The sequence below is a fragment of the Propionispora hippei DSM 15287 genome (genome assembly GCF_900141835.1).
Classification (GTDB): domain Bacteria; phylum Bacillota; class Negativicutes; order Propionisporales; family Propionisporaceae; genus Propionispora; species Propionispora hippei.
Genome location: NZ_FQZD01000005.1, coordinates 113809 through 138457 on the forward strand (window position 1 = coordinate 113809; position 24649 = coordinate 138457).

The window sequence follows — 24649 nt, forward strand, 5'->3', positions numbered from 1 at the left end:
ATTTTCGTACTCTTAGACTTTGGATAATAAAGGTGAGGCTATGAACATAGGCGCTATCGGCGGTGTAGACAGAACCGTCAATCAAAGTAAGTATCTTCAGGCTAACGGGAATACCGATTTTGCTGAAAAGCTGAGCCAGGCTACTCAGAATATCAGTGACACGGAAGACCAGACCAAGCTCAAGCAAGCTTGCCGGGACATGGAGGCCGTGTTTCTGAACTTTATGATGAGCAAGATGCGGGATACTGTGCCGAAAGACGGGCTAATCAAACAAAGCAATGCCGAATCCATCATGACATCCATGCTGGACGGCGAACTGACCAAAAATATGGCTCAAGCCGGTGGGATTGGTTTGGCTGACATGTTATACCATCAGTTAAGCCAAACCATAAATACTGGGAAGAACAAAAGCCAGACGCCTTGATGGCGGCTGGTTTTCTTCTTATACGGCTTGCGCGGTTTAATAGGGAGGAATTTATGAATAGACTATATAAGCTACCGCTTGTTTTGCTCATTTTAGTCCAGCTTTTCACACCGATCACCATAGGCTTTGCCGCTGCTGCGACAGCTCCGGCTCAGGCCCAGACAGCCAATGCTGTTCCAGCGATCGAACTGCAAAAGATCAGGGTGAGTCAATCGCCGGAAAAGGTACGGATTGTGCTTGACGTAAGTGCTTTGCCAGAGTACTCGGTAAATCTGCTGGAAGACAAGGCGCCGCAAAATAAAGACACTTCTGCTGCTCATATTACTGTTACGCTGCCCAAGACGATAAATAAGGGAGTTATACCGGCACTGCCTGCGCAGGACCCGGTATTTAAAAGTTTGCGGATCAGCGAAGCCAAGGAAGGGATTACAGCAGTTATTGATTTAAAAACGACGGCTGTTTACAATGTATTTACCTTAAAAAATCCCAACCGGATTGTTATCGATATTGTAAAAAAATACGAACATAAAATAAAACGGGAAATCGCTCCGGGGCTAACCTATACCGCATTACTCCGTGGTACTGCCGAAGGCCCGCTGGCGGCCCATATTTTAGACCTTGATCCCAAGGCAGGCTGGAAACTGCAGCCCTTGCTGTCCAATCAGAAAACAGTAGGTCTCGAAAAATTATCATCGTTAATGCAACAGGCAAAAGGTGCGGCTGCCGCGGTAAATGCCACTTATTTTAGCCTGGACGGGACAACGCTGGGTGTCATGCAACTGCAGGACACCATTGTTGCCAGTATGGATATTACGCGTACCGCTTTGGGCATATTGCCTGACGGCAGTGCCATAATCGACGATGCGCTGTATCAGGGGAGTGTCGAATTGCCGGACGGTCAAAAAGTTACGATTACCGGTGTGAACGAAGAACGGGGGGCCGATGCGCTGATTCTGTATAATTCTTATTATGACACGGCGACTGATACCAATCCGTTTGGCAACGAATATGTTGTGGTAGGAAATAAAATAACGGCAATCAATACCAATAATTCGGTTATACCGCAAGACGGCTTTGTCTTATCCGCCCATGGCAAGTCGCAGCAGGCGTTGGGGAAATTGCAGGTAGGCGATACCGTGAAGGTAACCCAAAGCCTGGGGGATCAATGGAGTAAAGCCGTTGCGGTCATTGGCGCGGGACCGAGACTTGTAAAAAATAACAGTATTTACTTAACCACCAAGCTGGAGGAGTTTGGGTCTGATGTGGCTGCCGGCCGGGCGCCGCGCACGGCTGTGGGTATTACCAAGGAGGGACATATCCTGCTAGTGGTCGTGGATGGGCGGCAAAAACACAGCATAGGGCTTACTTTACTGGATACAGCCCTCTTAATGCAGGAACTGGGAAGCATCCAGGCCATGAATCTGGATGGCGGCGGTTCCAGTGAAATGATTGTTCAGAAGGAAATTGTCAATAAACCCTCCGATGGTCATGAGCGTTCTATAGGAACCGCATTGGCTGTTGTTTCGACGAATCTTGCCAATTGACCATAATGCTGTATAATGAAAGTAACAGTATAGCCTGCTCGAACCTTACAGCAGATATCGGTGAGCCGAGTTTCTCTGGTCAAGGCTAAGGCAGTGCCGTAGCGCTATAACGGCGCACATGCTGTAGAGAAGGAATTTGACAGCGAAAAATGCATAGGGAATAGATAAAGTAAGGAGGGATTTGTATGCTTCGCAAAAGAAATATTTTGCTGGTGACGGCGGTTCTTTTGATTGCTTTTGCTGCCTGGGTATCGGCAGCCAATCACTTGGTGGATCAAAGAAGTGTCTTATCGGGCAAGGTAGTGGCCAGTCATTTGGCCGTGCCCGGTACCTCTGTCCGTGAAGGGGAGGTATTGGTCGTTGTAGATTCCATAACAGGTCCCGTGCCGGCCGTGCGGTCTACTGCTGATGGAATTGTCCGGGAAGTATTGGTTTCGGCCGGAGATGCTGTGCAGGCAGGTGAAGTTCTGGTGCGGCTGGAGCCAGTCACCAAGTAAAAGGGAAGGATGATCTTTTTGATAACCATATGGAAGCGTTGCTTAACTATTGTAGCGATTTTTGTACTGCTGCCGCTGACCGCGGCACAGGCTTATCCTTCCATCCTGCCGTTAGATGAAGTAAAACCGGGTATGAAAGGCATCGCCAAAACGGTAGTGTCCGGCACTGCCATTGAAGAATTTAATGTGGAAGTACTTAATGTGATGAAGAATCCCGGCGCCGGCGATTTGATTCTGGTGCGCACTTCTGGTGCGGTCATTGATCAAACCGGCGGCATTGTCCAGGGAATGAGCGGCAGTCCGGTCTATATTGACGGCAAGCTGGTCGGCGCCATTGCCTATGGCTGGCCGCTGAGTGACCATACCGTCGGTATGGTTACGCCGATTGCCGACATGTTAAAATTATGGGATCTGGGAACAAGTGGGAAACCTTCTGTTGGCAGCGGAATTGCCGGAGAAAAGCAGAACCTGCTGCCGGCGGCTACGCCGCTGATGGTGTCCGGACTGAGTGATCATGCCATGACCATGCTGCAGGATAAATTAAGTCCCTATAAGTTGTTTCCCTATGCCGTAGGCAGTCAACCGGAAACAGAAGGTCAGGCTGCTGCGCTGGAACCAGGCAGTGCTGTAGGCATCGAGCTGGTCCGTGGCGATGTCAGCGTGGGGGCCATTGGCACAGTAACGTATACTGAAGGTAATAAAGTGCTGGCTTTTGGTCATCCCTTCCTGCAGCGGGGCAAGGCTTCCTATTTGCTGACCGATGCCACCATTTATACGGTAGTGAATGGTCTGGAAAGTGGTTTTAAAGTCGGTTCTACCGGCGATTTGCTCGGTATGGTGACGCAAGACCGCAAGGCCGGGATTGCCGGAATCGTGGGGCAATATCCCTCGGTTATACCGATGCGGATTACCGTTACCGATACCGATGTGAACAAAATACAGGACGATGCGGTGCAGGTTGTGCAAAACGAAGAACTGGCGCCCATTCTCTCGGCTACCACGGCCTACAGCGTTATGGAAAAGGCGATGGACCGCATTGGAGCCGGTTCAGCTAAAGTGAGCTTTGAAATTTCGGCACGAAATATGCCCGGTGAAACACTGCGGCGCGAAAATATGTTCTATAGTCCGGTGAATATCGGCGAGATGGCTGTCAGCGAATTTTTTGAAGCGCTTAATTTGCTAATGACCAATCCGTATAATCCGGTAGATATTATGGACGTCAAGATGCAGGTGACGGTCAATCAGGAACGTCAGACCGCATCCATTGTAGATGCGCAGGCAAAAGTTGCGGCGGCCAAGCCGGGAGAAACCGTGCCGATCCAGGTCAAGCTGAAACCGTACCGCAGTGAGCCGGTAAGTATTACAGTGAACTATACGGTACCCAAGGAACAGGCGGCCGGACCGTTGTTGCTGGAAGTCCGGGGTGGCGGTATGATTCCGCTAACCCAGTTGCTGTTAAAAAAGCAGGGACTGGATGTGGAACTGAAAAACTTAAAAGCTAAGGCTAAAAACATGACCTTTGCCGATTCTATTAATGAATTTACTTCCCGTGACCGTAATAATGCCATTGTCGTTGAAGTTCTCGATACCGGTGTTATGCCCCAGGGAATGGCTGATTCGGGAAAAGCAGGCTCCGATGACAAGGCGGGACTTTTCCCGGTGGAAGAAAGCACGGAGAACTCGGCTGGCGCCAGCGGGACATTGAAAGGAGCTTTGACGTCCGGTACTGCGGAAACCGTCAAACCTAAGACCTGTACAACCACCGACTATATTATAGACAACGATGCACAGGTACTGATTAATGTAGTGACTGATCATAAAAGCAAATAAACTGAAGGCACCTTCCTGAGGGAAGGTGCCTTTTTTTGCTTATTTGGCTGAAAACAGGCATATAATGCTAAAGCGGGAGGCGGAAAACCGGCAGGGATGTGTCGGACCGGTAGCGAATAATAATAAAATCATTTAAATTTGTTGTCTGTATCATGTATTGTTGTAAATTGTAAATGGACAGTTTATTTTGCTATGGGGGATAGGAGCATGCTGTTTTTAGAAAGTATTGGGCGCGGTGTTATCAATGGAATGGAAAGTGTGGGAAAGCTGGTCCTTTTATTGATAGAGGCCATGTATCACGTTCGCAGCCGTCCCAAGTCAACGCAGGTATTTCAGCAAATGTCCCATTTAGGAGTAGACTCTCTGCCTATCGTTTTATTGACTATCCTATTTACCGGGATGGTCATGACGCTGCAAAGCGCCAATGAATTCATCAAATATGGCGCCCAATCCTCGGTCGGCGGTGTAGTGGCTATAGCGATCGGACGGGAATTGGCGCCTGTGCTGACCGGTGTGGTTTTGGCTGGACGGGTTGGTGCGGCCATTACGGCTGAGATCGGTTCAATGAAAGTTACCGAACAAATTGATGCCTTGCGGGTCATGGCCGTTAATCCGGTAGCCTATCTGGTGGTGCCCCGCATACTTGCCTGTATTGTCATGACCCCGGTGTTGGTTGTCTTTGCTGATGTAATTGGCACAATCGGCGGCTATCTGGTGGCTACTTTATATTCGGGTATCGGTTCTTTTACCTATCTGCATTCGATCAAGGTTTTCGCCGTGGTAAACGATGTGACCGGCGGTTTGGTCAAAGCTGTTGTTTTTGGCGTGATTATCGCCCTTATCGGCTGTTACAAGGGGCTCACGACTGATCCGGGGGCTGAAGGGGTAGGCCGGGCAACAACATCTTCGGTGGTGACTTCAATTATTTTAATCTTTATCAGCAATTATTTTTTATCTTTAATATTATTCCGGTAGGTTTAACCCTTCCGGGTGAAAGGTGAGAACATGATACAGTTGTCGGCAGTAAATATGAATATTCATGGTAATCATATCTTGCAGGATATCAACCTGTCGGTTGCAGCCGGTGAAACCATGGTCATTATTGGCCCGAGCGGTTCCGGTAAAAGTACGTTGCTACGGCTTATTGTCGGCTTATTGAAACCCACCTCGGGTGAGATTTGGGTAAAGGATAAGGAAATTTCACGGCTTTCCGAGGATGAACTAAACCAGTTGCGGCTGAACATGGGAATGGTTTTTCAATACTCGGCGCTGTTTGACTCAATGACGGTCGGTGAAAACGTTGCTTTCGGTTTACGGGAGCATACCAAGCTTTCTGAGGAGGAAATCAGTAAAGTTGTCCGGCGAAAATTAAGGATGGTGGGACTGTTCGGCAAGGAAAAGGTCATGCCCAACGAGCTTTCCGGCGGTATGAAAAAAAGAGTCAGTCTGGCCAGGGCCATTGCGGTAAATCCGGAAATTATTCTTTATGACGAACCAACCGCCGGACTGGATCCGATCATGTCGGAGAAAATTGACCGTCTGATCTCCAGTACCAAACGGATTATGGGAGTTACTTCGGTCGTTGTAACCCACCACATGACAAGTGCCTTTAATATTGCCGACCGTATTGCCATGATTTATGGCGGCCGGATTATTGAGGTAGGAACGGTGGCGGAAATCAAGCAGTCGGCCAATCCGGTTGTGCAGCAGTTTATTTACGGTTTAAAAGCGCGCGGTGCCAGCAGTAAAAGGAGGTTCGAAGCATGAGATTAAGTACGGAGGGGCGCGTCGGTGCCGTTACGCTAGTGGGGCTGGCCTTACTGGCCTATATGATTATTCATTTGGGAAACTTTACTTTCCGGGAAGACGGCTATCCGCTACAGGCTGTGTTTGGTCAGGTCAGCGGGCTGAAGCAAGGCAATATTGTTCGGTACGCCGGTGTGGAAGTCGGCTCCGTCAAGGGTATTCAGGTCAATCCGGATGGCGTGCTGGTCCAAATGCTGATTCATTCCGGCGTAGCTATACCGGAAGGTTCCAGCTTCGTCATCGGGACAGACGGTTTGCTGGGAGAGAAGTTTATTGAAATTTATCCCGCCAGCCAGGCCACCGGTTTTTTGGCGCCTAACGCCGTGGTCCGGGGGCAAGACCCTCAAGGGCTGGAACATCTGATTGCCACTGCCGATAAGGTTCTGCTTGATGTACAGAAACTGGTACAGTCCTTGAATGATGTGTTTGGCGATGAAAAAGTAAAAGCCTCGTTTAAGGATACCGTCATAAATGCGAAAGAAATAACGGCTAATTTAAATGCACTGACGGCCACCTTGGCCCGAATGGCAGCACACAATGAGGGGAATGTGGACGTGATTGCGGGAAATCTGCGCGATGTATCAGGCAATTTAAGTGCCGTCACGGCAAGAGTGGATAAGCTGATTGCCGGTGTGGACAATAACGGACAGACGGCAGCCGATTTAAGAGAAACGCTGGCCAATATTAAGAGTACCAGCAATCGAATAGAAAAAATGGCCGCTTCTCTGGAGGGAGTGGTCACCGATCCGCAGACAGGTGAAAATCTGCGGCAAACCTTGAAGAATACCAGGGAAGCCAGTGAAAAGGCTAATAAAATGCTGGGCAAAATGAATTCCCTGAGCGCCGAAACCAATTTTGAAATGCTCTATAGTCCGGATTCGGAGAAATATCAAAGCAATGCGGATATCAAAATCAATACGTCACCCAATCAATTTGCCGTGGTAGGTGTCCATGGCATTGGGGATGGCAATAAGGGGAATCTGCAAGTCGGTACAGGCGATGATCGTTTTGATAGCCGTCTGGGAATTGTGGAAGGAAAACCCGGCGCCGGCATCGATGCGAAACTGGGCAATCAAATGCGGTTTTCCGTTGATGTGTATGATCCCAATGACGTGCGGGTTAAGCTCAGAACTGAATATCAGTTAAATCCCGACACGTTTCTGGTTGGGCAGACGGAAAACGCCAATAAAACGCCTGACCGCAGCACCTATTTTGGTGTCAAACATACCTTCTGACAGTCTGGCCGATGCAGTAGATAGCTCTGTCCGGTAAAATGGGAATAGAGGGTGACGATATGGATTTTATTTTCAGACGGCGCAGCATTAGACGCTATACCAAGCAAGACGTGAGTGAGAAACAGATTCACTTGCTGGTACAGGCTGCGATGAATGCGCCTTCGGCGGATAATCAGCAACTCTGGCAATTTATTGTGATTAATGACCGGGAGCGATTGCGGCAAATACCGGTTGAGGAGCCTTACTCGCAAATCTTTACCGAAGCGCCAGTGGCAATTTTGGTCTGCGGCGATCAGCGGCTGGAAAAACTGCCCGGTACCTGGATACAGGATTGCTCGGCTGCCGTGGAGAACATATTATTGGCGGCTACCGGACTGGGATTGGGCAGTGTCTGGCTGAATGTTCATCCCCATGCTGAACGGATCAATGCTTTTCAGCAGCTTTTCCGGCTGCCACCGGAAGTTTTGCCGCTGGCTATTCTTCCAATCGGATATCCTCTTGAGGAAAAAGAACCGGTCTGCCGTTTCATTGCCTCAAGGGTTCATTATAATCAGTGGTAATTGATAGTTGGCACCATAGCCAGCCAACCTTTAGAACGGGAAGGGATTATATGTGTAAAGTTCGGTTAGCCGCTCTGCGGGACTGGTTCCTGACTTATGTCCGGTCTTACTATAATGAGGATCCGGATATTCAACTGCATATGAAACAAAAAGAAGACCATACGCTGCGGGTAACGGCGTACTGCCGGCAATTGGCGGAGCACTTGGGTTTTTCCCCGCGAGATGCCATGCTGGCGGAATTGATTGGTTTGTTCCATGATGTGGGCCGTTTTCAGCAATATACCTTGTACCGGACCTTTGATGACCGCCTGTCTGTAAATCACGCGCAGCTTGGGTTGCGGGAAATTGCCGGTTTAGAACAATTGGCGGCTGTCTTGGGCGATGACCGAGAAGTGTTTGAAATCGCTATTTTATACCACAATGCCATTCGCCTCCCTGGGGGGTTGAGCAAACGGCAGGAATTGTTTTGCAAGCTCATTCGTGACGCCGATAAGCTGGATATTTATTATGTGTTGGCCCCTTATCTGGAGCCGCCTACGCCGGCAGGGTACAGTTCATGTTTTATCGAGGATTTGCTCTCCGGCAAGCAGTCCGACTTTGCCAATCTCAAGACACCGGACGACCGTAAACTGGTAAGGCTGAACTGGATATACGATGTAAACTTTAGCTGGACCTTGCAAAGAATTAAAGAGCGCGGCTATGTGGAAGATATTTTGTCCTATTTGCCGCAGAATTCTGATATTGCTGCCGTTAGGGGAAAATTAAAAGCTTATATGCAAGCTAAAACCGAAAATATCTGAGCAAAAATTAGCCGGATCTTATGATCCGGCTAATTTTTATAGAAATAAAACTGTTCGAGTGTATGAACTCAGTTTGCCGGGAAATGAGAGGCGCCATTGCTGTTTAGCTTTCCGGCAGAGCCGTTACGTTAGGGAAAAAATTGATAATATAGCAAATTTCATTATCGGTGATTTCGATAAAGTATTTGTTATATAAAAAGATGAGATTTTCCTTAACTACCTGATAAATATCCCGGTTTAAGCGGATAAACTCTTCTTTGTTTAGATAGCTGACAGAACCTTTTCCCTTTTTTAAGCGACTGATCATAAACCCAAGGTGGAGGATCAAACCGATCAGGTTTTCGTCGCTGAACTTGATGGACAACTTTCCTTCCATCCGCTGAATCAGATGGACAATATCGTGATATAGTTCTTCACCGTCAAAGTTTTCAATGTTTTCTTTTAGGATCAGGCCCATTTTCAACAAGGCGGATTTGTTGTCAATGGCTTCCTGTAATTGATTCAGCACTTTCATGCTGATCACATCATACATATTGTATTGTTTAATGGCCAGATCAACGGAAAATGAGGAAACAATGAATAAAATTTCCCGCTTTTCCTGCAGTCTCAGCAACTGTTCCTTAAAAAACTTCTTATCGAGGCAATTTAGTGGGAGGATTTCAAACAGGTCTTTGTCGTAGCGTAAGTTGTTGTTCAAAAAGCTTTTAATGGCCACCGAGCCGCCCTCCCCGGTGAGGCAGGCGGTAATAATGGCGATTTTATGTTTGCTTTCCACCGGCAGGGAGGCTTTGTTGTTATCCATGTAGGAGTTCACGAGCAGCACGTCTTTGTAGATTTCACTTAACGAAAAGCCAAGCAGGGCTTTTCGGGTAGCTTCGATGACATGCAGTGTCGAGGTCAGCGGAAATACTTTCACCGGGACCTTGCATTCTTTTTCGATCACTTCGGCAAAAGTGGTCAGTGAGCCCATATCGACCAGGAGCAGATAGCCGCTGGTGCTAAAATTCTGTCTGACCACTTTGCGCAGTTCTTCCAAGACTACCGCCGGTTTTACTTCAATAGGGGAGTTGATGGCAATCACATAGTTTTCGCCCAGCAGTTCGTTGGCTACTTCAGCCATAGAGGTGGCTGTCGATTTGCCATGGGCAATAAGGATGATTTTTACTTTGTCGATATTTTGATGAGCCTGCTGCTCTTCGGGCAACAGAAAGATGGTAAGATAACCGGCCTCATCTTCCGGTATCGGGCGGTTTAGATATTCCTGAAGCAAGGCGGTAGCTTCCAGTGCGGCTTTAAATTCTTCCGGATACAGTTGCTTGATCTTTCCAAGCTGGGGATTGACAATATTTTTGTTGTTGGCGAGGCGGTTAATCAAGGTGTTAATGTGCAGGGCCAGTGCCGTATAGATGTTATGGGTGACATTCCTTTTTAGCGAGGTAACCATTTGGTATAGCATTTTATCAATCAGATCGAGTACGTCTTCACCTAAAATATTGAGCAGATTTTTTTTGTTGATTTCTTCCGAAATGCCGCTGATGTATTTCTCAAAATAGCGGGTAATGTCTTTTTCCAGAATGCTTTCAATCGCAATATCGGAGATACCCTTGGTTTTTAGCTTTTCCAGTTTTTGTTCAATCAGGTCGTAAATAGTCGTATTTTCCTCTGCTGTTTCCTGTGGTACATCAGTTGTACAGCCAAATTTGAAGTATTCAATATCTTCACTCACCAGTTTGTTCCATAAAATACGATGTTCTTTTTCCCTGTACAGTCCTTCTTTTATATGCATCGGCAGGCTGCGGCTGTTAATCCGCACATCTTCCTTGATATTGGTTAAAAACTCCGAATAAGACTTGGCGCAGACCAGTTGGATGTCATTTTTTAACTGGCCGATATTATTTGTGCAGTTATAGGACAAAAAAGCCCGCATGGTGTTGAGGGAAACATAAATATCCCGGTTTAAACGGATGCTTTCATGTTTGAAGAAGTATTTAATTAAAGACAGGCGTTCCTCCAGCGTTCTTTCTTTGAGTGAGGGAATGGTGATGATCATCGGCAGGCGTCGTGTAAAGGTTTTTAATAGGGCCGAGCTGGGATTTTCCGTAGTTGCCGAGATAATCAGCACATCGGCCGTTCTGGTTTCGTCATCGCCCATTCGCCGGAAATAGCCGGTATCCAAAAAGGTGAACAGCATTTCCTGACCTTCGGGCGGCAGACGATGCACTTCGTCCAGGAACAGGATACCGCCGTTTGCTTTTTCCAGCAGCCCGGTTTTATCTGTTTCCGCTCCGGTGTAGGTTCCTTTCTTTACGCCAAAGAGCTGAGCGGTCAAGAGCTGGGGATTATTCGTGTAATCGGCGCAGTTAAAGGTAATAAAGGGACAGTCTTTATCCTTTACGCCCATTTCAATGGCGTAATTGTGCATCAGACTGGCAAACATGGATTTGCCGACACCTGTCTCACCCAGCAATAAACTGTTCATCCCCTTGGGTGGATAGAGAATAGCGGCCTTTGCCTGCTCCAGCGGCTGGCGGAGGCTGATATTGTTTTTTAATAAGGCATCCAGCCTGGTTGCCTTGGCAGCAGGCTGCTTGTCCGTTACGAAGAAGCGGACCGGACGTCCGCCTGATTTACCAACTTTCCCTTCCTTGCAGAGTGCGTTCAATTCATGGCTGATATTGGCTCGGGTAATCGGCAAAATCTCGGCCAGGCTCTGAGCATCAATTCCTTCTCCTTCCGGCAAATCCAGCAGTGCTTGATAAATTATGTCTTTTCTTGTCATAGGACTTTCCTCCCGGCAACATGTAACTACCTGTATTATACAAGAGATGAGAAAAACAGACTATATAGTGTTTTAATCAAAAAATAAAACACTATATAGTCTGTGTTGAAACACTATGGATAGATTTACCGAATTGCCGCGGTGAAAGCCTGATAAATCTGCCTATTAGTGTTTTGGCATCATTATTGCAAGGATATAGAGACAAGAAAAAATTTTTTATTTATATAGTGCCCAGGGTGTGTTTTCAAACTAACGGCATGATCTACGGCGAGTTATTTTTGCGCCAGGTAATGGCCCTTATTAATTAATGAGGTATGGTATAAAAGGCACTGCTAGGGAACATGCTGGATAGTTTGAAAACAGACCCTAGGTCTATACAAATAAAGAAAGGAAAATGACATGACCATGAGGCAGAAAGAAGGAGGTAGTAGTTTATAGTGGATATAGAAGAGATAGTTATGAGTATTATTATTAATTCCGGCGAAGCACGGGCCTTCGCCTACGAAGCTCTGCGCAAAGTGAGGAGCGGTGATTACCAGGAAGCTGAGATCAACGCCCTGTTGGATAAAGCGAATGATGCCATTGGCCAAGCCCATGAAACGCAAACTGCCATATTGCACAAAGAGGCCAGCGGTGAAAGTATTCTGGTTTCCATTCTATTCGTTCATGCGCAAGACCATCTGATGACCTCCATATCGGAAAAAAATCTGATTATCGAAATGATTGAAATGACCAAAATGATTCATACGCTGGCGGATAAGCTGACTAAAGGAGGAAATGACCATGATTAAAATTGCCTTATTTTGCAATGCCGGAATGTCTACCAGCATGCTTGTTGCCAAAATGAGAAAGGCGGCAGAGGAAAGCGGGCAGGAAATATCAATAGACGCCTACCCGGAGGCTCAGTTATCCAGGCATTTGGATGGCTTGGATGTGGTACTTCTTGGGCCGCAGATTAAATTTGCCCTGGCTAAAATCAAGGCGTTGTGTGAACCTAAAGGGATTCCGGTGGATGTGATCAATACGGCTGATTATGGCATGATGAATGGGAAAAAAGTTCTTAACCAGGCCCTAAGACTGCTGGGCAAGTAACGATATCTGTTGGAGTAAGGGAGTTGGAAAAATGCGGTTTCCCCATGATTTCTTTTTTGGTGCGGCATCGGCCGCTTATCAGGTGGAAGGGGCCTGGAATGAAGACGGAAAGGGCGTATCCAACTGGGATGTTTTTTCTAAAATTCCCGGCAAGACTTTTGAAGGCACCAATGGCGACATTGCCGTTGATCATTATCACCGGTATAAGGAAGATATCCGGCTCATGGCCGAAATGGGACTGGAATCCTATCGTTTCTCCGTCGCCTGGACGCGGATCATTCCTGACGGTGACGGCGAAATCAATTCTCAGGGGCTGGCCTTTTATAACGCCTTAATTGATGAATGTCTGCATTACGGCATTGTTCCTTTTGTGACACTGTATCACTGGGATTTGCCGCAAGTCCTGGAGGAAGCAGGAGGCTGGACCAATAAAAGAACGGTCGATGCCTTTTGCAAGTATGCGACAACTTGCTTTAAGGCTTTTGGTGACCGGGTAAAGCACTGGATAACCTTTAACGAGACTATTGTTTTTTGCTCGCTGGGCTATTTGGACGGTGCCCATCCGCCGGGAATCAGCCATAATCCCCGGCTGTACTTTCAAGCGACCCATAACGTTTTTGTGGCCCACGCCCGGGCGGTGCAAGAGTATAAGAAGCTCAGACAGTACGGCGAAATCGGCATTACCCATGTGTTTTCGCCCGCTTTTCCGGCGGACGGCCAACTGGAGAATGCACAGGCGGCCGATCACGCCAATCAGTATTCACTAGCCTGGTTTTATGATCCGATTCTTAAAGGTGCCTATCCGGACTATGTTGTCGGTCAGTTAAAAGAGCGGGGCTGGACACCGGACTGGACAGCCGAAGAACTGACAGTTTTAAAATGGGCAGCTCCAAAAAATGATTTTATCGGACTTAACTATTATCAGCCGCAAAGAGTTATTAAGAATAACCCTGAAGAAGAAGCCGGGCCGGCATCGCACAAAGTCATTGCCGGAGCACCGGGAAAAGTATCTTTTGACAGAGTATATAAAACAGTCAGCCTGGAGGATAAAAAGTACACCAAATGGGGTTGGGAAATATCGCCGGAGGGACTGTTGGAAGGCCTTAGAATGCTGCGCGGTGCTTATGGCGATATAAAGCTATACATCACGGAAAACGGGCTGGGTGACCAGGATCCGGTTGAGAATGGACAAATTCTTGATGCAGACCGGGTGGAATACATTCGGGAGCACCTAAAAGCGGTGAAACAGGGCTTGCGGGAAGGGCTTCATATTAAAGGCTATTATGCCTGGTCAGCCATTGATCTCTTAAGTTGGCTCAATGGTTTTAAGAAGCAATACGGGTTTATTTACGTGGATCAACAGAACAATTTGGCCAGAAAAAAGAAACTGTCTTTTGATTGGTATAAACAGGTGATTGCCAACAGGGGAGGTGAGCTATGAGCCCAGATTGCTAGGATAGTACGCTACCAATAAAATGAGGAGGTTTGACAATGGAGAGTTTTGTGGAAAAGTTTGAAAAAATGACCCCGGTAATTTTAAAATTTGCCAATGCCAAAGCAGTGGTTGCCATGAAGGACGGGTTGATGAACATTATACCGCTAACCCTGATTGGTTCGATATTTTTGCTGCTGGCTTTCATCCCGCTGCCTGGCTGGAATGACTGGATGGCCGGTCTGTTCGGCGCAAACTGGCAGGAGCCATTATTTCAGGTAGTTGGCGCAACCTTTGACATCCTTGCTTTGGTGGGTATTTTCGGTATTGCCTATAACTATGCTAAAAACGAGGAGTGTGAACCTGTTTCGGCGGGAATACTGGCCCTGGTGTCTTTCCTGATTGTTACGGCCTCATCGGTTACCGCTAAGAGCGGTGAAGTGGTTGGCGGTGTCATTCCCAAAGCCTGGACCGGTGGGAAAGGTATGATTGCGGCGATTTTGATTGGCCTGGCCGTTGCGTATATATACACCTGGTTTATCAAACGGCGGATTACGATCAAATTGCCGGAAGGAGTTCCCCAGGGGGTAGCCAATGCGTTTTCGGCATTGATCCCGGGAGCGGTTGTTATCACGTTGTCCTTTTTAGTCTATATTCTCTTTAAGAGTGTGGCGGGAAAGACGTTCATTGAAGTAATTTATCAGATTCTGCAGACACCGCTGCAAGGGTTAACCGGTTCTTTGTTTGGGGCAATTGTCATACCGTTTTTTATTTCCTTCTTCTGGTGGTTTGGTATTCATGGACCGGCAGTGGTTATGAATGGGGTTATGGCACCCATTGTGCTGGCCAATTCTCTGGCCAATCAGGATATCGTCAATGCCGGCGGCAAGCTGATTGCCGGACAAAATGCCCATATTGTCACGCAGCAGTTTGTTGACCAGTTTATTACTTTTGGCGGTTCCGGTATGACGCTGGGATTAGTCCTGGCTATGATCTTTCTGGCGAAGTCGAAACAAATGAAGCAGTTGGGAAAGCTGTCCATTCTTCCGGGTATTTTTAATATAAATGAACCGGTGATCTTCGGTTTCCCCATTGTATTCAATCCGTTAATGCTGATACCATTCATTCTGGTGCCCACGTTGTCCGGTATTATTACCTATTTTGCCATTGCTTCAGGCTTTATCGCGCCCTTTACTGCAGTACAGGTTCCCTGGACTACACCGCCGATCATCTCGGGCTTTATTATCGGCGGCTGGCAGGCCGCGCTGCTGCAGGCCCTGCTGATTTGTATGGCAGCCGTTGTTTATCTGCCGTTTTTAAGGGTGCAGGACAAGCAGCACGTACAGGAAGAGCAGCAGGAAGAACAGGCAATAAAGTCCGGGTCGGGAATTAGTTTATAATGTGGCAGACCTTGGCAAAGTAACGGATCAGCCACGGCAGGGACTTACTAAGCGTCAACAGGAACATACGTTAGCGAGCTTCCCGGTCCGTGTCATGATAAGGGCGAAACAGGCCGGAGGCTGAATTTCTGAGAAAACATAGGAAACTCAGGAATGAAACATAGGCGGTTTGCCCCAAAAAAATAAAATTTAAGGGGAGAGAGAGAATGAAGAAAAAAACACTGGCAATTTTATCTCTGATTGTGGCCATGGGGTTTGGCGAAACTGTTTGGGCCGCACCGGCCAATCCGTTTGATGATGTACCGAAAACCCATTGGTCTTACACGGCGGTGGAAAAACTGGTGCATGACGGGGTGGTAGCCGGCTATGATGACAATACTTTTAAAGGGGACCGGCCCTTAAGCCGCTATGAGATGGCTGTTATTGTAGGCAAGGCTATTTCAAAGTCGGATAAAGCTGATGCCGAAAACAAAGCGCTGATTCAAAAGCTGTCCCAGGAATATTACCGCGAGCTGGATAACATGGGAGTCCAACTGGCAGAGGTAAAAGAAAAAGTCGATAAAGTTACCCTTAGCGGCTTTATGCGGGCCAAATATGACAGTGATACGGTGGGTGGAAAAACAAGCCCTGTCAATGGAAATGGCAATAAGCATTTCTACATGGACTTTGAGGGAACCATGAAAGCCAATGAAAATTGGGATGTCCACTTCCAGAGTGAAACAAACGAAACGTACAGCACCAACCGGTCCTGGGGGGAGAATGACGGAACCTTCCAGCGGATTTGGGCTACCGGCTCGGTCGGAGCGGTGGACGTAACCTTCGGTAAAAAGTGGTGGGGTTATGGCTCCAATGTAGCCTGGGGGCACTCCGGCAGCGGTATCCAGTTTGATTATGCCGCACCGCAGTATAAAGTCAGCGTGTTTAACTTTAAACCCACCCAGCTTGACGGGGACGGCAATGCTATCAATCTAACTAATGCCGGTAACACTTCGCTGTATGGCATGAACATAAACGCCGATTTGTCCAAAGTAGTCAATGCCAATTTGCTGGTCGGCGGCAATAAAGCAACCGGTGACGGCACAAAAAGTGACGGTTCACTCAATCCGGATACGGGGATTACCCACTGGGGTGAAGTGGATCTGAGCGCCAAGCTGATGAAGAATGTAAAGGTAACCGGTACTTATGCCCGGACCAACGCGGATAATTACAATTCCAGCCAGGAGTTCCGGATGGATTACAAGGGCATGGACCTTAAACAGCCCGGCTCGTTCGACGTATATCTCCGGTTGTTAAAATTCCAGAAATTTGGCGACCCCTCGCATGATGATGAATGGAGTTCCTTGCCGTCGGACATGAAAGGCTGGGTACTCGGGGTTGACTATGCGCTTGGAAAGGACATCCAATGGGCAACCCTTTACGGTAACCAGAAGTTAAATATTTCCGGTACAGATTCAAAACTGGCCAAAGATAGCTCCAGAAAATTAATCCGTACGCAAGTTGACATCCATTTCTAGTTATCAACTTACCCAGGAAATATTCGCAGCTCCCGTGTATTCGCAGTACACGGGAGCTTCTTTCATCTATAACAAGGAAACCTCTTTTCATGTAGTCATGCAGAGGGGTCATATGTTGGTTCTAAAATACATTGCTATTGATCTGATTATAGCACGGGAAATAGGCAAACGTACAGAAAAACGACCGTTTACAAGTAAATAGCGGAAACGGCGACTTGTAGCTTACTCTTAATCAAACAGTGGCTGCTTATCCGGGACGGCCAGAAACTGAAACAGCGTCTTAATTTGCGCTTCCGTATTGCGGTCAACCGACAACTCCGGCAATTGATCTGGTGGAAAGAAGTTAACATCGCTCGTTTCCATACCTGGTGTCAGCTCGCCGCCAAGAATCTCGCACAGGATAAACAGTTTGTATATATAATGGATATCCGGTGGATGGGCGTGACGCTTTTTATCAAAGACAGCCAGCAGTTTTACCGCTCTGACTTGCAATCCCGATTCTTCCCGGACTTCCTTGACCACTACTTCGCTCGGGCTTAGCCCGACATCGGCCCAGCCGCCCGGCAACGACCAGCGGCCGTCAATCGTTTCGCGGACCATTAGTATCTGTCCGTCCTTAAAAATGACGCCGCGAACATCGACCTTCGGCGTGGCATAGCCTTTTTCATTGACGAAAATGTCCTGTATTTGGGTAACCGGTTTTGCCGTTAAGTCGGCCAGCATTTTCTCACTTATTTCCTTTAGTTCCTGGAAACGTTCCAGATCATATTTATTTTCCGAATAGGTCAGCCCATTCTGGGCAATCGATTGCAAACGCTGTATATAAGAAAGCCAATGCTCCATAGCTGCTAGTCTCCTTTACTAAATAGCACGATATATAAAATGCCTGAGGTGAACAAAGCACCGATACGTCTTTATTGTACAAAAATTTCCCGATTCCGTCCATAAAAAAACAGCTATTGCTAGAGCAATAACTGTTTTTTATACTAAAATTGCCGGAAACTTATTCACCGGGGCTGATTGCACCGACCGGGCAGACGGAAGCGCAGGAACCGCAGTCAATACAGTTCTCGTCGATTATGTATTGGGCATCTCCTTCGGAAATGGCGCCAACCGGGCAGACGGAAGCACAAGCTCCACATTTAATACATTCGCTGTTGATAGAAAACATGGTATCACCTCCTTTGGCAGCTTCTTGTATTTCATTTATTATAAGAAAAGAGACAGACCAAGGCTGTGATGTAAATCACACCAGCCGGTCCAGGCTGCCGGCCCGGTTTTACCGGAAAAAGGCAACCGTCATAAGTATATAGTTCGAAATCTTTTATTAAAATCCTTTTTTTCGTATGTTTGTCTGGGAAAATGATTGCTATATGACCCTCAGTCCCGGCAGTTGTGCCGGAAAAACAAGCGCAGTAAATAAGCGGTAAGGCTGCCGGCACTTCTATATTCTTAGCGGTACCAACTGAATACATGCATGTAATGAATACGGTTTTTAGAACAAAAAAAAGAAGCACTGATGACTCAGGCGTCAGTGCTTCTTTTTAGCCATAATGGCAGCTATTTAGGACAAAAGGCTCCGCTTAAGCATCTCCTGTTCCGTACTGATTAGCCGGATGCAGAGTGTGAGAAGTTCCATGGCCTGCTTTAATTCCGGCAAAGGGGGCAGGGTGGGGGCCAGACGGATGTTTTTATCCTCCGGGTCCCGGCCGTAGGGATAAGTTGAACCGGCGGCCGTCAATACGACCCCGGCCTCTGCCGCTTTGGCCACTACCTTTTTAGCGCAGCCGGGCAAGGTATTTAAACTGATGAAGTAGCCGCCGAACGGTTGGCTCCAACTGGCCAGTCCGGAATCTTTCAGTGTCCGGTCGAGCAGGGACAGCACGGCGTCAAATTTAGGCTTGATGATGGCAGCATGTTTGCGCATTTGCGTTTCAATACCTGTCAGATCCTTAAAAAAGCGAATATGCCGCAGTTGATTTAGCTTATCGGGTCCAATAGTTTGCTGTAGCATCTGTTTTTTCAGCCAGGTAATATTTGTCTTGCTGGCGCCTACCATGGCAATACCGGCACCGGGGAAGCTAACCTTGGAAGTGGAACTGAACATAAAGGCACGGTCCGGATGACCGGCCTGCTTACAGGCAGTGAGCAAATTTAATAAACGATCCGGCGTTTCCGTCAGATGATGAACAGTGTAAGCGTTATCCCAAAAAATGCAAAAATCCGGGGCTTTGGCCGGCATAGCCGCCAGACGGTTTACGACCGTGTCGGAATAGGTAATGCCGGTTGGATTGCTGTACTTGGGCACGCACCAAATACCCTTAATAGCGGCGTCTTGCGCCACCAGCTTTTCTATCTGGTCCATATCCGGACCCTCCGGTGTGTACCGGACAGGTATCATCTCAATCCCCAGGTATTCACAAATGCCGAAGTGACGGTCATAGCCGGGACTGGGACAGAGAAACTTTACCGAAGGAAGTGCTTTCCAGGGTTCTGGGCTGCTGGGAATACCGTGCAGCAAGGCACGGACAATCAAATCATGCATGAGCGCCAGACTGGAGTTACCGTGAACAATAATTTCATCTGAGCTTACCTCTAAGATCTGGGCACACAGTTCTTTTGCTTCCGGGATACCGTCGACCCCACCGTAGTTGCGGCAGTCAACGCCATCGGCCGATCTATAGTCGGTCCGGTCAAGGCAATCCAGCAGCCCCAGCGACAGGTCGAGCTGTTCGCTGCAGGGTTTGCCACGGGACATGTCCAGTTTAAGTTTTTTTGCTTTAAATTCATCATATTGGCGGGACAATGCGGCATACTGCTGCTGCAGGCCTGAATCAGCCATTGTTTCCAATTCAGTCATTTTTACATCGCGCTCCTTTTTATTCTTCTTCATTATACGCGACTAACTTAAACTCAGGCAACAGGTACAGCTAAAAAATCTCATGTATCTTGTATTCTGCACACAAAGGGGGCATTATGTAAAATCCCCACCTGTGGTCGATGTTTTTTTCTGGCCGGCCAGCAAAAGAATGCTGCATACAACCAGTAAACTTCCCAGCCACTGCTGGTAAGTCATTGCTTCGCCCAAAAACAATACGGCCAGCAGCAGCGCAGTGAGGGGAAGCAGGCCGGAAAGTGCCGCGGTGGTATAAGCATCACAGTATTTTACTCCCTCATAGAAGCAGACAAAGGACAAAGCGGTTATAACCAGTCCATACCAGAGCAAGGCGCCCCATTCTTGCCAGCCGATGGACCATAGCGCTTCAAGCGAGTTTTCCCATAACGCCGGGATTAGGCAGAGCATGCCGGCGGCAACAGCGACCAGCATAGTTTGAACGAGCGGATGGAATGGCAATTGAGCTGATTCATCTATTCTTCTTTGTTTGCGGGAAATAACGTTAAAGACCGATTCACAGGCGGCTGCCCCCAGCACGAAAAGATTACCGGTCAGGTGCTGCCAGACCCGGGCTGCATTTGTCAGGTGATGGTTCTGCAATAAAATAATTCCCGTTACCGTACAAAAAATGCCCAGCACCGTTTTAGCCGATAGTGGCTCGCGGAGGAAAAACCAGGCCAGTAATGCGGTGATGGCCGGTGCGGCTCCTGTCAGGATTCCTGCTTCTGCCGTGCTGGTCAAAGGAAGACCGGTAAGTAAAAGGATGCGGAACAAAAAGATGCCAAACAGAGCCTGGCAAAAGAGGGCTGTCCAGTCTGGTTTTTGCAAACGGCGGATTGTATGGAGGGTTTTGGCCGCGAAAAAGGGAAATAAACAAAGCAGCATGAGGCTTAGACCGGCTATTGTTATGGCAAAGCTATCCAATGCTTTGGTAAGACTGCGGCCGGTGACAACCGAAGTGCCGGCCAGGGAAAAAGCCAGCATTAGATAGATATGTCCTTTATGGAGTTTCATTGGCATTCCTCACTTTTTATTAAATCATTGTTTGCAGGGAAATAATTTTTGTTATGTTATAATGATAATGAAATGACGGCAGTGGAGTAAGAGCCAGTTGACGGGCAAAGCGAACGGGCCAGTTGGTGAGGGGTTATATGTGGAAAATACAGTGGCAGGATAAAAAAGAATTAAGTTTGGCGCGGCAGATATTTCTTTCCTTGCGGGAACGTATCCTCGCAGGCCAATTGGCGGCAGGGGAAAGGATGCCTTCAACACGGGAACTGGCCGGCAGTTTGGGTGTTTCGCGCAATACTGTCTGTGAAGCCTATGATATGTTGTTGGCTGAGGGCTTTACCGTCAGCCGGCAAGGAGCTCCGACCCGGATTGCCCGGGATGTTTGCCTGGACTATAGATCGGCCGGTGTGGCGACTGCACCGGTGAAGCCGGAAGCAGACCGTCTGTTGTGGGACTTTGCAACAGGGCGGCCGGATGTAACTTTATTTCCCTGGAAGCTCTGGAGCAAAATGCTGGGGGAAGCCGCCTGTCAATTATCGCCCGGACAATGGGGGTATAGCAGCCCAAAGGGATACGAGCTGCTGTGCGGGGAGATTGCCCGCTGGCTGTTGCGCAGCAGAGGGATGCTGGTAGAACCGGCCGACGTTTTTATTACGGCCGGCGCGACGCAGGCTTTCTATCTGCTGGCTGGTTTGCTGCACAAGACTGGGGCGCCTTTTGTGCTGGAGAGTCCATCTCATCCGGCTATGTATACGGTTATTACCGATCGGGGGTATCCGGTTCAATGGCTGGAGGTGGATGAGCAGGGCGCAATGATTGATACGCTGACGGAAAGCGCTGTTTCGGCCGTATATGTAACGCCGTCACATCAGTTTCCCTTGGGCGGCATTTTACCGGCCGGCCGCCGTGCCGCCCTGATTCGACTGGCCCGGGATAATGATTTTTATATTATTGAAGATGATTACGACGGAGAGTTTCGTTATGCCGGTCCGGCAATCAGTCCGCTATATTCTTTGGATGCTTCTCACGTGATTTATGTCGGGACCTTCAGCAAAACACTGTTTCCGGCGTTAAGGCTGGGGTTTGTCATACTGCCGAAACCATTACAGGAAAAATGGCGGCACTATCGAAAATATATGGATGTGCAAAATCCTGTGCTGGAGCAGGCCGCCCTGACGGCGTTCCTTCGCACCAGGGCCATGGATAAACATATCCGCCGGATGCGGCGATGCTACGGGGAAAAACGGAGCTGTTTTTTGCAGGCCGTTCAAAAACATTTCGCAGATTCGGTCTGCCCCTGGGGTGATGCGTCGGGATTGCATGTGGCGCTTCAGTTTCCGGGAGCAGAGTTTGGTGAGCGATTTGTGGAGGAAAGTCGTGCCGCCGGACTGGGTATCCGACCGGTGAACCGGCTGTGTCCTTCACTGCATAAACAGCACCGGGATAAGCTGCTTCTGGGGTACGGTCATTTGAATGCCGGGAAAATTCAGGAGGGCATGAGTGTTTTGCGCCGATTAATGGAAAGAGGAGACTATGGTTATGTCACAAGAGGAAGCTAATTCACAGGGAAACAGAAGAACTGTTCCAGAGAATTTGAATAGAGTAGGGTTAGCTGAAGCGCGGCAGCTTCTGCGGACCTATTACGGTTATACCGATTTCCGGCCGGGTCAGGCGGAAATTATCGGCAGTCTGCTGCAACGGCAGGATACGGTGGCCATTATGCCGACAGGAGCAGGCAAGTCCCTTTGCTTCCAAATTCCGGCCTTGCTGTTGCCGGGAATTACCCTGGTCATATCGCCGTTAATTTCGTTAATGAAGGATCAGGTGGATACGCTCTCGTCACTCGGTATTTCCGCCGCCTTTATCAATAGCTCGTTAACGGCTGCCGAAGTGGAAGCAAGAATAGCGGCCGCACAAGCTGGTAAATACAAGCTGCTATACGTCGCGCCGGAACGGTTGGAATCCGATTTATTTCAACAGGCGGTTCAGCGGTTGGATGTTTCACTGGTAGCCGTTGACGAGGCTCATTGTGTTTCCCAGTGGGGGCATGATTTCCGGCCAAGCTATCGCTTTATCCGCACCTTCATTACCCGCCTGAAAAAGCGGCCGGTCATCGGCGCTTTTACGGCGACCGCCACCGATCAGGTGCGGCAGGATATTATTGGACTGATGGGACTTAGCCGGCCTATATTATATTTTAGCGGTTTTGACCGCCCCAATTTATCATTTTCGGTGCTCAGGGGTGAAAACAAGCAAAACTTCATTTTGAAGTATTTGGCCAACAATGAAGGCCGGTCGGGAATTATTTATGCGGCGACCCGCAATGAAGTGGACAACCTATATGAACTGCTTATTGCCCAAGGCTATCAGGCCGGCCGGTATCATGCCGGTTTGACGGATGAGGAGCGGAAGCAGAGTCAGGAGCGGTTTATCCGTGACGATATTCGCATTATGGTGGCAACCAATGCCTTTGGCATGGGCATCGACAAACCGGATGTACGCTATGTTATTCATTTTAATATGCCAAAGAATATGGAGTCCTACTATCAGGAGGCCGGCCGGGCCGGCCGGGATGGTGAGCCGGCCGAGTGTTTGCTGCTTTTCGGCCCTCAAGACCCGTTGCTGCAAAAATTCCTCATTGATCAGTCGGTCGCGGAGGAAGAGCGAAAGAGCAGTGAGTTTGGCAAACTGCAGGCCATGGTTGATTATTGCCACACACCTGCCTGCCTTCGCAGCTATATTCTGTCATACTTCGGCGATACCGCCGCGCAGTTGGAATGCGGTAACTGCGGCAATTGCAACAATGATGAAGAATTAACCAATATTACGGTCGAAGCGCAGAAAATATTTTCCTGCGTCCTGCGGGTCAAGGAACGGTACGGCATTGCTTTTATCGCCGATGTACTGAAGGGTGCGAAAAATCAAAAGGTATTACAACAAAACTGCCATACCCTTTCGGTGTATGGTATTATGAAGGATCGTTCGCTGCAGAGTATTAAGGATTTGATTAATCGGCTGGTTGCCACTGAATATCTGGCCTTGACAGAGAGCCAGTATCCGGTGGTGCGCATGACCGGCAAAGGGGTGGCGGTGCTGCAGAAGAAGGAAGAGGTCTGGCAGAAGGTGCCACGGCAGCGTCAGCGTCAGGAAACGGACAACTCTCTGTTTGCCCTGTTGCGCAAGCTGCGTAAGGACATTGCCGATCGGGCTCAGGTTCCCCCCTATGTTATTTTCGCCGATACTACTTTAAGAGAAATGAGTGAAACCTATCCCCTGGATGCTGCGGCGCTGCGGGCAGTTAAGGGAGTGGGCGAGACAAAGCTGGCGCGGTATGGCGAGGAATTTCTGCAGGTCATCCGGGAATACGTCGCCGAGCATCGGCCGGTCGTGCCTGAGGCTGTACCTGTTGCCTTTGATGCGGATGAGGAGCAGGATAAAGATAAAGCGAATGAGGAACGTCCCAGCCATGAAGTGACGCTGCAGTTATATCGGGAAGGGCTTGCGCCGGAGGAGATTGCCCGGCAGCGTGACCTGAAGCTTATCACTGTTCAGGAGCATCTGTTCCGCTGCAGTCAGGAAGGGCATGTACTGGATTGGTCGCGTCTGATACCTCAGGAACAGGAAGCCTTGATTTTGGAAAAAATCGGGGAATTAGGGGCGGGAAAGCTAAAACCGTTGAAGGAAGCCCTGCCGGAGAATATTGAATACGGGACCATCAAGGCGGTAATCTATAAATATAAACAGGCGTAAGTAAGACGCCCCCAGGCTGTTGAATAGCAACAGCCTGGGGGCGTTCGTTATAGCCTTCCGGCTAGGGCTTTTACGGGGA

The 24649-nt window shown here is 48.5% G+C and carries 21 protein-coding genes; 16 read left to right on the forward strand and 5 right to left on the reverse strand.

What is annotated here, in order from left to right:
• The first annotated feature begins 40 nt into the window (after positions 1 to 40).
• From F3H20_RS02500 to F3H20_RS02540, 9 genes are all read left to right on the forward strand, one after another.
• Positions 41 to 424, forward strand: a complete 384-nt coding sequence (locus F3H20_RS02500; RefSeq protein WP_149733393.1) for a rod-binding protein — start codon at positions 41 to 43, stop codon at positions 422 to 424.
• A 53-nt stretch (positions 425 to 477) separates the two neighbouring features.
• The gene (locus F3H20_RS02505) at positions 478 to 1968 is read left to right on the forward strand and encodes a phosphodiester glycosidase family protein (protein WP_149733394.1); all 1491 of its coding nucleotides are present in this window, start codon (positions 478 to 480) and stop codon (positions 1966 to 1968) included.
• Positions 1969 to 2153: 185 nt separating this feature from the next.
• Entirely contained in the window at positions 2154 to 2465 is a 312-nt protein-coding gene (locus F3H20_RS02510; protein WP_149733395.1) for a biotin/lipoyl-containing protein, read from the forward strand.
• Positions 2466 to 2474: 9 nt separating this feature from the next.
• Entirely contained in the window at positions 2475 to 4295 is a 1821-nt protein-coding gene (locus F3H20_RS02515) for a SpoIVB peptidase S55 domain-containing protein (protein ID WP_223191573.1), read from the forward strand.
• A gap of 207 nt (positions 4296 to 4502) precedes the next feature.
• On the forward strand, positions 4503 to 5270 hold the full coding sequence (locus tag F3H20_RS02520; RefSeq protein ID WP_149733397.1) for an MlaE family ABC transporter permease: 768 nt from the start codon (positions 4503 to 4505) through the stop codon (positions 5268 to 5270).
• A gap of 30 nt (positions 5271 to 5300) precedes the next feature.
• Positions 5301 to 6062: an ABC transporter ATP-binding protein gene (locus F3H20_RS02525; RefSeq protein WP_149733398.1), complete on the forward strand. Its 762-nt coding sequence runs from the start codon at positions 5301 to 5303 to the stop codon at positions 6060 to 6062.
• Positions 6059 to 7336 (forward strand): MlaD family protein, encoded by a 1278-nt coding sequence (locus F3H20_RS02530; protein WP_149733399.1) that lies wholly within the window; start codon positions 6059 to 6061, stop codon positions 7334 to 7336. Before F3H20_RS02525 ends, F3H20_RS02530 begins: the two co-directional genes overlap by 4 nt.
• Positions 7337 to 7395: 59 nt before the next feature.
• Entirely contained in the window at positions 7396 to 7896 is a 501-nt protein-coding gene (locus F3H20_RS02535) for a nitroreductase family protein (protein ID WP_149733400.1), read from the forward strand.
• Positions 7897 to 7946: 50 nt separating this feature from the next.
• On the forward strand, positions 7947 to 8696 hold the full coding sequence (locus tag F3H20_RS02540; protein WP_149733401.1) for an HD domain-containing protein: 750 nt from the start codon (positions 7947 to 7949) through the stop codon (positions 8694 to 8696).
• Positions 8697 to 8799: 103 nt separating this feature from the next.
• Here F3H20_RS02540 and F3H20_RS02545 read toward each other — a convergent pair whose 3' ends face one another.
• Entirely contained in the window at positions 8800 to 11475 is a 2676-nt protein-coding gene (locus F3H20_RS02545; RefSeq protein WP_149733402.1) for a sigma 54-interacting transcriptional regulator, read from the reverse strand.
• Positions 11476 to 11933: 458 nt separating this feature from the next.
• On the opposite strand from F3H20_RS02545, the gene F3H20_RS02550 reads away from it, so the two are divergent.
• The 5 genes from F3H20_RS02550 to F3H20_RS02570 all read left to right on the forward strand — a co-directional run bounded on the left by F3H20_RS02550 (position 11934) and on the right by F3H20_RS02570 (position 16913).
• Positions 11934 to 12266: a PTS lactose/cellobiose transporter subunit IIA gene (locus F3H20_RS02550; protein ID WP_223191574.1), complete on the forward strand. Its 333-nt coding sequence runs from the start codon at positions 11934 to 11936 to the stop codon at positions 12264 to 12266.
• The gene (locus tag F3H20_RS02555; RefSeq protein ID WP_149733404.1) at positions 12259 to 12567 is read left to right on the forward strand and encodes a PTS sugar transporter subunit IIB; all 309 of its coding nucleotides are present in this window, start codon (positions 12259 to 12261) and stop codon (positions 12565 to 12567) included. Before F3H20_RS02550 ends, F3H20_RS02555 begins: the two co-directional genes overlap by 8 nt.
• Positions 12568 to 12598: 31 nt before the next feature.
• Positions 12599 to 14008 carry a glycoside hydrolase family 1 protein gene (locus F3H20_RS02560; protein ID WP_149733405.1) on the forward strand — a complete coding sequence of 470 codons (1410 nt, stop codon included), beginning with the start codon at positions 12599 to 12601 and terminating at the stop codon, positions 14006 to 14008.
• Positions 14009 to 14058: 50 nt separating this feature from the next.
• Entirely contained in the window at positions 14059 to 15399 is a 1341-nt protein-coding gene (locus F3H20_RS02565; RefSeq protein WP_149733406.1) for a PTS sugar transporter subunit IIC, read from the forward strand.
• Between the two features lie 206 nt (positions 15400 to 15605).
• A complete protein-coding gene (locus F3H20_RS02570) occupies positions 15606 to 16913 on the forward strand; it encodes an S-layer homology domain-containing protein (protein WP_149733407.1) in 1308 nt (435 codons plus the stop codon).
• Positions 16914 to 17141: 228 nt separating this feature from the next.
• Here the strand turns inward: F3H20_RS02570 and F3H20_RS02575 are convergent, their stop codons facing one another.
• From F3H20_RS02575 to F3H20_RS02590, 4 genes are all read right to left on the reverse strand, one after another.
• On the reverse strand, positions 17142 to 17756 hold the full coding sequence (locus tag F3H20_RS02575) for an NUDIX hydrolase (RefSeq protein ID WP_149733408.1): 615 nt from the start codon (positions 17754 to 17756) through the stop codon (positions 17142 to 17144).
• Between the two features lie 160 nt (positions 17757 to 17916).
• Positions 17917 to 18084 (reverse strand): DUF362 domain-containing protein, encoded by a 168-nt coding sequence (locus tag F3H20_RS02580; protein ID WP_149733409.1) that lies wholly within the window; start codon positions 18082 to 18084, stop codon positions 17917 to 17919.
• Between the two features lie 393 nt (positions 18085 to 18477).
• Entirely contained in the window at positions 18478 to 19773 is a 1296-nt protein-coding gene (locus F3H20_RS02585; RefSeq protein WP_149733410.1) for an aminotransferase class I/II-fold pyridoxal phosphate-dependent enzyme, read from the reverse strand.
• Between the two features lie 114 nt (positions 19774 to 19887).
• Positions 19888 to 20823 (reverse strand): DMT family transporter, encoded by a 936-nt coding sequence (locus F3H20_RS02590; protein WP_149733411.1) that lies wholly within the window; start codon positions 20821 to 20823, stop codon positions 19888 to 19890.
• A 137-nt stretch (positions 20824 to 20960) separates the two neighbouring features.
• On the opposite strand from F3H20_RS02590, the gene pdxR reads away from it, so the two are divergent.
• Both pdxR and recQ read left to right on the forward strand, forming a co-directional pair.
• Positions 20961 to 22379 (forward strand): MocR-like pyridoxine biosynthesis transcription factor PdxR, encoded by a 1419-nt coding sequence (gene pdxR / locus F3H20_RS02595; RefSeq protein WP_149733412.1) that lies wholly within the window; start codon positions 20961 to 20963, stop codon positions 22377 to 22379.
• Positions 22360 to 24570, forward strand: coding sequence for a DNA helicase RecQ (gene recQ, locus F3H20_RS02600; RefSeq protein ID WP_149733413.1), 2211 nt, complete (start codon positions 22360 to 22362; stop codon positions 24568 to 24570). Before pdxR ends, recQ begins: the two co-directional genes overlap by 20 nt.
• Positions 24571 to 24649 lie beyond the last annotated feature (79 nt).